Below are 10,471 nucleotides of genomic sequence, written 5' to 3' on the forward strand. Positions count from 1 at the left end.
TGCCGGGGTTTCCCGCACAGTCTCACTACGCCTGACTGCGGTTTTCCCTAGAGGCGTGCCGCGGCGGCAGGACACGAGGGCGCACCGGACACCACGGGGAAGGGTGTCCGGTGCGCCGGTCCGGGGAGGTCGGCCCGGGTCAGCCGCGGTCGGTGCGGGCGTGCACGGTGAGCCATTCCTCCATGATCTGTGCGGTCTGCGCCGAGTCCTCGCGGATCATCGACAGGTGGTCGGCGTCCACTGGACGCTCGTGCGCTCCGGCGACCAGGGGCGCGCGCTCCGCCGACGGCTGCTGTTCGATCGGCCGGTCGTCCGCTCCGAACAGCTGCTTGGCGCACTTCACCAGGAGCACGGGCGCGCTGGTGTGCTGCACCTGGAGCCGGCTGAGCAGGACCATCCACTGGCCCATGGCGGACAGCCGGGCGCTGGTCAGCCGGACCACAGGGCCCTCGGCCGCGTCGGCCTGCGGGCCCGTGTTCGCGAAGTTGAGCCGCATCATGCCCTGGTAGTCGACGCCTTCGCCGTCGTTGTGCTGGAAGCTGTAGGTGTCCAGCAGCACCACACCGGCGGGCCTGATGCCCCAGGTGTGTTCCAGCAGTCCGGCCGCCGCGTAGGCGAACGAGCCGCCGGAGGAGTGGCCGACGAGGACGAACGGTTTGCCCTCGGCCACCCGCAGGGCGCTCTCGGCGATGACCCGGGTGGCCACCTCCGGGGTGGCGGGCAGCCGTTCCCCGGTTTCGAAGCCGACCAGGGGCAGCGCCGCCACCCCGCGCTTGCCGCGGAAGTGCGCGGCGAGCCGGGCGTACTGGTGGACGCCCGCGTTGGCTGTGGGCGCGCTGACACAGATCAGCCTGGGGGCGGCCGGGCCGTCGGCGAGGGTGGACGCGTAGGGCAGGTCCTCCAGTTCGGCCGAAGCCTCGAAGGTCGGGCGGAGCGCGGCCACCGCGGCCAGCATGCGCTGGGCCTCGGCGACCTTGCCGTCGGCGAGGGCGTCGGTGAACAGGCGTTCCAGGGAGCCGGGGTCCGACACTCCGGACGGCAGGGCCAGGGTGGCGCCGGATCCCGTGCCGTCCTCGGCCCGGGCCTGCTGGGCGAGTTCGCCGCGCAGCCAGCCGGCCAGGTCCGCGGGCGTCTTGTTGTCGAAGACGACCGTCGCGGACAGGCGCATGCCGGTGCAGGCGGCGAGCTTGTTGCGCAGTTCGACGGCGGTCAGCGAATCGAAGCCGAGTTCGTAGAAGTCCCGGTCGGCCTCGACGGCGTCGGCGGATGCGTGGCCGAGCACGGTCGCGGCCTCGGTCCGTACCAGGTCGGTGAGGTACCGCAGGCGGTCCTTCTCGCTGAGCGCGAGGAGCTGACGGGTGAGGCCGGCAGCGGCGTCCTTGGCGCCGGCGGTGTTGGCGGCGGTGCGCCGGGCGGTGCGGACCAGGCCCCGGAACAGCGGGGGGACCTCGCCCTGCGGGCGCATGCCGGCGCCGGTCAGCCCGATCGGGATGACGAGCGGTTCGGCGGAGCCGAGGGCGGCCTCGAACAGGGCGAGGCCCTGCTCGATGGAGAGCGGGGGCATGCCGCCGGACTGCATGCGCCGCATGTCGGTGTCGCTGAGTTCGCTGGTCATGCCGTCGTCCTGGACCCAGGGGCCCCAGGCCAGGGAGGTGCCGGGCAGTCCGAGCGCGGCGCGGTGGTCGGCGAGGGTGTCGAGGAAGGAGTTGGCGGCGGCGTAGTTGCCCTGGCCGGGGCTGCCCATGACGCCGGCGATGGACGAGAACGTCACGAAGGCGGCCAGGTCGAGCCTGCGGGTGAGTTCGTGCAGGTGCCAGGCCGCGTCTACCTTCGGCCGCAGGACGTCCGACAGCCGTGCGGGCGTCAGCGAGGTGATGATGCCGTCGTCCAGCACACCGGCCGTGTGGATCACGGCGGTGAGCGGGTGGGCGGCCGGGATGCCCTCGATCAGGGCGGCCGCGGCTTCCCTGTCGGCGGTGTCGCAGGCGGCGACGGTGACGCGTACGCCTGAGGTCTCCAGCTCGGCGGCCAGTTCGGCGGCGCCGGGTGCGGCCGGGCCGCGCCGGCTGGTGAGCAGCAGGTGCCGGACCCCGCGGGCGGCCAGCCTGCGGGCGAGGTGCCGGCCGAGAGCACCGGTACCGCCGGTGATCAGGACGGTTCCCTCGGGGTTCCACAGGGGCGGCATGGTGAGCACCGTGCCGTCCAGGGTTCCGCCCTCCGGGGTGCGGGCGCGCAGGGCCGTCCGGGCGTGCCGGATGTCGTACGAGGCGACCTGCCCGGCCGGGGTGGCTGCGGCCTGTTCCAAGGTCCAGCCGTCGGGGACGGGTACGAGCCCGCTCTGTGCCAGGACGGCGACGGGGCCGACGGCCACGGGGGCAAGGCTCATCACCCGGTCACCGGCGCGCAGCCCGTGCACGCCGGGTCCGGTGGCGCTTACGGTGCCGGCGATCCTGGCGGCCGGGCCGTCGGTGGCTGCGCCGGTGAGACCGGCGGCCGCGACGGCGACGCGTGCCTCCCCGTCGGTGAGGGGCCGTGCCGCGTCGGGGCTGGGTTCCAGCCGCAGGTCGTCGGCCGCGCCGCCTTCGGGCAGGGCCAGCCGCCATGCCTCGCCGGCAGGCGGCAGCAGGCTCGGGGCGGTGGCAAGCCGGGCCAGCCGGCCGACGAGCGGGACGCCGTCGCGTACGGCGAACTGGGCCTCGCCCGCGGCGAGCGGGCCGGCGAGCCGGGCGAGGACGTCGGCGACGTCGGCGTCTCCTTCGGTGTCGAGGAGGACGAACCGGTCAGGGTGCTCGGAGTTCGCCGAGCGCACCAGGCCCCAGGCGGCGCCGCCCGCGAGGTCGGTGACGGTGTCGCCGTCGGCGGCGCGGATCGCCCGGCGGGTGACGAAGACGAGCCGGGAGGCGGCGAACCGCTCCCCGTCCAGCCACTCCTGCACCAGGGCCAGTACCTGCCCGGTCAGCGCGTGTACGGCCGCGGGCACATCGCCCCCGGTGCATGCGGGCAGCGCTGCGACGACCAGGTCCGGCACCTGGGCTCCCGGCCGGCCGAGTTCGGCGAGGGTGGCGGCGCGGGTACCGAGGTCGTACGGGTCGGCGGCGCCGAGTGCGACGGCGTTCGGTGCTCCGGTGGACGGGCTCTCTGTGTCGGCCGGGATCCACTCGACGTGGAACAGCGGTTCGCGGTCGGTGGGGCGGGCGGTGCCGGCCCCGGGCTCGGCCTCGGCAGCGGCCAGGGTGACCGCCGCGGCGGACAGGACGGGGGCGCCTTCGGCGTCGTAGGCGCCGATGACGACCGTGTCCTCGCCGGACCGGGTCAGGCGGACCCGCAGGACGGAGGCGCCGCCTGCGTGCAGGGTGAGGTCCTGCCAGGACCGGGGCTGCGGCAGGTGGTCCTCGTCGCCGAGGCCCAGCAGGGTGGCGCCGTGCAGGACCGCGGCGGACAGCGCCGGGTGCAGGCCGAACCAGCGGGCGTCGTCTGCGGCTTCACCGGCCAGCCGCACCTCGGCGAACACCTCCTCGCCGTGCAGCCATGCGGCCTGCAGGCCCTGGAAGACGGGTCCGGGTGCGCCGTCGCCGTAGAAGCCGCCGAGGTCCACGGCCGCGGCGCCGGCCGGCGGCCACACCAGGGGCGCCGGCGTCGCGGTGAAGGGCTGCGCGGTCAGCGTGCCGGTGGCGTGCCGGGTCCACGGCTCGTCGGGGGCCGCGTCGCCGGGGCGCGCGTAGCAGGCGACCGTACGGTCTCCGCTGTCCTCGTCGGGCGCGCCGATCCAGACCTGGATGACCGGTTCGGCGCCGCCGTCGAGCGGCAGCGGTGCGGTGACGGCGAACTGGCTGACGTGTCCGCAGCCGACCTGGTCGCCCGCCTGGACGGCGAGTTCGAGGAAGGCCGTGGCCGGGAAGTGGGTGGCCCCGCCGGTGCGGTGGTCGAGCAGCCACGGGTGGACGCGGAGCGAGAGCCTGCTGGTGAACAGCACGCCGTCCGCTCCGGCGAGCGGGACGGCCGCGCCGAGCAGCGGGTGTTCGGCAGGCACGAGGCCTGCCGAGGCCACGTCCCCGGACAGGGGCGCGGGGCGCGGCCAGTACCGGTCGTGCTGGAAGGCGTAGGTGGGCAGGCCGGTCGTGCGGGCTCCGGTGCCGTCGAAGATCCGCGGCCAGTCGACACCCACGCCGGTGACGTGCAGCCGGGCCAGGGCGGTGACCAGGGCGGTCTCCTCGGGCCGGTCCGCCCGCAGGGCGGACACGCAGACGCATTGGCCGGCGTCCTCGCCGAGGCTCTGCGGGGCGAGGGCGGCGAGGGTGGCGTCGGGGCCGACCTCCAGGAACGCGGAGGCCCCGGCCTCGCGCAGGGCGCGCACGGCGTCGGCGAAGCGGACCGTCTCGCGGACGTGCCGGACCCAGTACTCGGGGTCGCGGAGCTCCTCGGCCCCGGCAACAGCGCCGGTGAGGGTGGAGACGAGCGGGACGTCCGGCTCGGCGACGGCCAGGCCGGCCACGACCGTCCGGAACTGGTCGAGCATCGGGTCCATCAGAGGGGAGTGAAAGGCGTGCGAGACCCGCAGCCGCCTGGTCCTGCGCCCCATGTGCTCGACGTGGGACCGTACGGCCTCCACCGCATCCGCGGCGCCGGAGACGACGACCGAGGAGGGTGCGTTGACGGCGGCGACGGCCACCCGCGCGGTGAGCAGCGGGCGGACTTCGTCCTCGGTGACCTGTACGGCGGCCATCGCGCCGCCTTCGGGCAGCGCCTGCATCAGCCGGCCCCGGGCGGCGACCAGCGTGCACGCGTCGGCCAGCGTGAACACCCCGGCCACGTGGGCGGCGGCGATCTCGCCGACGGAGTGGCCGGCGACGAACTCGGGCCGTACGCCCAGGGAGGCGAGCAGCCGGAACAGGGCCACCTCCACGGCGAACAGCCCGGTCTGGGCGTACGCCGTCCGGTCGGCCGCCTCGGCATCGGCTCCCCAGACCACCTCGCGCAGCGGCCGCTCCAGGCGGGGGTCGAGCTCCGCGCACACGGCGTCGAAGGCGTCGGTGAACACCGGGAAGCGGTCGTACAGTTCGCGGCCCATGCCGAGTCGCTGCGCGCCCTGCCCGGAGAAGAGGAAGGCGGTGGTGTGCGCGGCGGCCTCGCCGCGGGCGGCCTCCGTGCCGTCGACGAGCACGGCGCGGTGCGCGAAGGTGCTGCGGGAGGTGGCGAGGGAGTGGCCGACGTCCAGCGGGTCACGGTCCGCGGCGTGGGCCGTGAGCCGGGCGAGCTGCTCGTCCAGGGCCGCGGAGGTGGCGCCGGACACCGGCCACGGCACTGCGGAGGGCCGCAGGGTCGGCGCCTCGGGCGATGCGGCAGGCGGGGTCTCGGCAGGCGGGGCCTCGGCGGGCGGGGCCTGCTCGATGATCGTGTGGGCGTTGGTGCCGCTGATGCCGAACGAGGACACACCGGCCCGCCGGGGGCGGTCCGTCTGCGGCCACGGGCGGGCCTCGGTGAGCAGGTCGATGGCCCCGGCGGTCCAGTCGACGTGGGTCGAGGGCTCGTCGATGTGCAGCGACTTGGGCAGGACGCCGTGCCGCAGCGCGAGGACGGTCTTGATGACGCCGGCCACGCCGGCGGCGGCCTGGGTGTGCCCGATGTTGGACTTCAGCGAGCCGAGCAGCAGCGGCCGCTCGGGGTCGCGGCCCCGTCCGTAAGTGGCCAGCAGCGCCTGCGCCTCGATGGGGTCGCCGAGCGCGGTGCCGGTGCCGTGTCCCTCGACGGCGTCCACGTCGGCCGGGGTCAGTCCGGCCGCGGCGAGGGCCTGGCGGATGACGCGCTGCTGGGAGGGGCCGTTGGGGGCGGTGATGCCGTTGGAGGCACCGTCCTGGTTGACGGCGGAGCCGCGTACGAGCGCCAGGACCTCGTGCCCGTGGGCACGGGCGTCGGAGAGGCGTTCCATGACGAGCATGCCCACTCCCTCGGACCAGTTGGTGCCGTCGGCGGCGTCCGAGTACGCCTTGCAGCGACCGTCGGCGGCGATTCCGCCCTGGACGGTCATGCCCGCGAAGCCGACGGGGGTCGCCATCACCGTGACACCGCCGGCCAGGGCGAGCGAGCACTCGCCGGACCGCAGGGCCTGGGCGGCCGAGTGCAGGGCCACCAGGGAGGAGGAGCAGGCGGTGTCGACGGTGACGGCGGGTCCTTCGAGGCCGAGGGTGTAGGAGATGCGCCCGGACAGGACGCTGGAGGCAAGGCCGGTGCCGGCGTGGGCGCCGATGTCCTCGCGGGAGTTCATCATCAGCGTGGCGTAGTCGAGGCCGTTGGTTCCGACGAACACGCCGGTGCGGCTGCCGTGCAGGGAGTCCGGTGCGATACCGGCCCGCTCGACTGCTTCCCAGGAGGTTTCCAGCAGCAGGCGCTGCTGCGGGTCCATGGCGAGGGCCTCGCGCGGCGAGATCCCGAAGAAGCCGGCGTCGAAGTCGGCGACGCCGGGGACGAATCCGGCTTCCAGGGTGGCGCTGCGGCCGCGTCCGTCGCGGTCGCCGGCGCTGAGGGTCTTCAGGTCCCAGCCGCGGTCGGTGGGGAACGGTTCGATGCCGTCCCCGCCGGTGGAGACCAGGTGCCACAGGTCCTCGGGCGTGCGGACCCCGCCGGGGAGGCGGCAGGCCATGCCGACGATGGCGATCGGGTCGTCGTCGGGGGCGAGGCGGGGTGCGTCGGCGGCCGTGCCGTCCGGCCGCTGCTCGTCGAGCAGTTCGGTGAGCAGGTGGGCGGCGAGGGCGGTGGCGGTCGGGTAGTCGTAGACGGTCGTGGCGGAGAGCTTGCGGCCGGTGGCCAGGCCGAGGCGGGCGGGGAGTTCGACGGCGGTGAGCGAGTCGAACCCGAGGTCGCGGAACTTGCGGCCGGCGGGAACGGTCGCCTTGCCGTCGTGACCGAGGACCGCCGCCACGTGGGTGCGTACCAGGTCGGTGACGAGGGTCAGTTGTTCGGCGCGGGGCAGGGCCCGCAGCCGCAGGGTGAGTTCGTGCGCCTGTGAGCCGATGTCCTCCCGGGCCGTCTCGGCGGCGGCGAGGGCCTGCCGGGGGGCGGGGCCGGTCCGCGGCCAGTGGCGGGTGCGCTGGAAGGCGTACGTGGGCAAATCGATGGGCCGGGCGGCGGTGCCGTCGAAGAGCCGCGTCCAGTCGACGCGTACGCCGCTGACGTGCAGCCGGGCGAGCCCCTCGACCAGAGACCGCTCCTCGGGGCGGCCGGCCCGCAGGGCGGGCACGGCGACGCAGACGTCGTCCTGGGCTCCGAGGGTGGTAAGGGTGGCGGCGGTGAGGATGCCGTCGGGGCCGAGCTCCAGGAACGCGGACACCCCGGCCTCGCGCAGCGCGCCGATCCCGTCGGCGAAGCGGACGGTCTCGCGGACGTGCCGCACCCAGTAGTCGGGGGTGGTGACGAGGCCCGGGCCGGCCACCGCACCGGTCAGGTTCGACACGAGCGCCAGCTGCGGCTCGGCGAAGGCGATCCGGGCCGCCACGGCCCGGAACTCGTCCAGCATCGGGTCCATCAGCGGGGAGTGGAAGGCGTGCGACACCCGCAGCCGGGTGACTTTGCGGCCCGCGGCCTCGAAGTGCGCGCCGATGCGCGCGAGCGCGTCGGCGGCGCCGGAGGCGACCACCGAGGACGGCCCGTTGACCGCCGCGATCGACACCGGGTCCTGGTCGAGCTGCGCCCGCAGCTCCTCCTCCGTGGCCTGGACGGCCAGCATGGCCCCGCCCTCGGGGAGGGCCTGCATCAGCCGGCCGCGCGCCGCGACGAGCGCGCACGCGTCGGCGAGGCCGAAGACCCCGGCGACGTGTGCGGCCGCGATCTCGCCGAGCGAGTGTCCGGCGACGAACTCAGGTTCCACACCCAGCGACTCGACGAGCCGGAACAGCGCCACTTCGACGGCGAACAGGCCCGCCTGGGCGTGGGCCGTGGCGTTCAGGGCGTCCTCGTCCCCGCCCCACACGACCGGACGGACGGGACGGGTCAGGTGCTCGTCGAGCGCCGCGCACACGGCGTCGAAGGCGTCGGCGAACACCGGGAAGCGCGCGTACAGCTCCCGGCCCATGCCGAGCCGCTGCGCCCCCTGTCCCGAGAACAGCACGGCCGTGATCCGGCTCTCCTCGGCGGTCCCGCGGGCGATCTCGGCGCCGTCGACCAGCACGGCCCGGTGCTCGAACGTGCCGCGCCCCGCGGCGAGGGAGTACGCGACGTCCAGCGCGGACGGAGCGTCGCCGACCAGCGTGGCCAGCCGGTCCGACTGCGCGTCGAGGGCGGCCTCGGACCTGCCGGACACCACCCACGGCGCGACGGCGGGCAGCACGGAGGGGTCTCCGGCCGGCGGCCCGGCCGGCGGGGCCTGCTCGATGATCGTGTGTGCGTTCGTGCCGCTGATGCCGAACGCCGATACGGCGGCCCTGCGCGGCCGGTCGACGGCCGGCCACGGCGTGGTCTCCGTGAGCAGCCGCACGTCACCGGCGGACCAGTCGACGTGGGTGGAGGGTGCGTCCACGTGCAGGGTCCGCGGGACGGTGTCATGGCGCATGGCCATGACCATCTTGATCACACCGGCCACACCGGCCGCGGCCTGGGTGTGCCCGATGTTCGACTTGAGCGAGCCGAGGAGGAGGGGCCGGCCGTCCTCGCCGCGCTCCCGGCCGTACGTGGCCAGCAGGGCCTGCGCCTCGATCGGGTCGCCGAGGGTGGTACCGGTGCCGTGCCCCTCGACGACGTCGACGTCGGCGGCCGTCAGGCCCGCGTTGGCGAGGGCCTGGCGGATGACCCGCTGCTGGGCCGGCCCGTTGGGGGCGGTGAGGCCGTTCGAAGCGCCGTCCTGGTTGACGGCGGAGCCGCGTACCAGGGCCAGGACCCGGTGTCCGTTGCGGCGGGCGTCCGAGAGCCGTTCCAGTACGAGTACGCCCACGCCCTCGGACCAGCCGGTGCCGTCGGCGGCGTCCGCGTACGCCTTGCAGCGCCCGTCGGTGGCGAGGCCGCCCTGCCGGGTGAAGCCGGGGAATCCCAGCGAGGAGGACATCACGGTGACGCCGCCGGCGAGGGCGAGCGAGGACTCACCGCTGCGCAGTGACTGGGCGGCCAGGTGCATGGCCACGAGGGAGGAGGAGCATGCGGTGTCGATCGTGACGGCGGGGCCTTCCAGGCCGAGGGCGTAGGACACCCTGCCGGATACCACGCTGGCCGCCAGTCCGGTGCTGGCGTGCCCCTCGATGTCCTCGGGTGAGTTCATCACGAGGGTGAGGTAGTCCTGGCCGCCGGTGCCGACGAACACTCCCGTCGCGCTGCCGCGCAGCGCGGCCGGGTCGATGGCGGCGCGCTCGATGGCCTCCCAGGCGGTCTCCAGCAGCAGCCGCTGCTGCGGATCCATGGCGAGGGCCTCGCGCGGCGAGATCCCGAAGAAGCCCGCGTCGAACTCGGCCACCCCGTGCAGGAATCCGCCCTTGGCGGTGGCACTGCGCCCCCGCCCGTCCGGGCCGTGACCGGCACCGAGGAGGGTGTCCAGGTCCCAGCCGCGGTCGGTGGGGAAGTCGGCGATCCCTTCCCGGCCTTCGAGGACGAGGTCCCACAGGTCTTCGGGCGAGTCGATGCCACCGGGCAACCGGCACGCCATGCCGACGATGGCGATCGGGTCGTCGGCCACGGCGGAGGCCACGGCGGCCGGCAGGCGTACGTCGCCGTTCTCGTCGAGCAGCTCGGCGAGGAGGTGGGCGGCGAGCGCGGTGGGGGTCGGGTAGTCGAAGACGAGGGTGGCGGGCAGCCGCAGGCCGGTGACGTCGGTGAGGCGGTTGCGCAGTTCCAGGGCGGTGAGGGAGTCGAGCCCGAGGTCGTGGAAGTCCCGGTCCGCGCCGATGGTCTGCGCGGAGGCGTGCCCGAGGACGGACGCCGCTTCCGTACGCACCATGTCGACGACGGTACGGATACGGTCCGCCTCGCGCAGCTCCCACAGCCGGGCGGCGAGCGCGACGGCCGTCGCGGCCCCGCCCGCGGTGGTGGCGGCCATCCGCCTCCCGCCGCGGACCAGCCCGCGGAACATGGTGGGCACGTCGCCGCGCAGCCGCACCCCGGCTCCGGTCGCGAGTCGGCCGAGGGGGACGAGGTAGGCGCTGTCGGTGGCCATCGCCGCGTCAAGGAGGGCCAGACCCTGTTCGACGGAGAGCGGCGGAACACCCGAGGAGGCGATCCGCTGCCGGTCCGCCTCGGACAACGTCGCGGTCATACCACCCGTGGGCGCCCAGGCACCCCACGCGAGGGACTGCCCCGACAGACCGAGCTCACGGCGATGCATGGCAAGGGCGTCCAGGAAGACGTTGGCCGCGGCGTAGTTGCCCTGACCCGCCGAACCCATCACACCCGAGACCGACGAAAACACCACGAACGCCGACAGGCCCATCTCCCGCGTCAGCTCGTGCAGATGCCACGCCGCGTCCACCTTCGGACGCAACACCCTCGAAAGCCGCTC

At 74.9% G+C, this 10,471-nt stretch carries 1 protein-coding gene; it reads right to left on the reverse strand.

Annotated features, from left to right (window positions below; all coding sequences use genetic code 11):
• Positions 1 to 139: 139 nt before the first annotated feature.
• The coding region (locus ACIQK6_RS08060; RefSeq protein WP_402694517.1) for an SDR family NAD(P)-dependent oxidoreductase at positions 140 to 10,471 on the reverse strand (10,332 nt) is incomplete at its 5' end.

Source organism: Streptomyces sp. NPDC091682 (assembly GCF_044756625.1).
Lineage (GTDB): Bacteria > Actinomycetota > Actinomycetes > Streptomycetales > Streptomycetaceae > Streptomyces.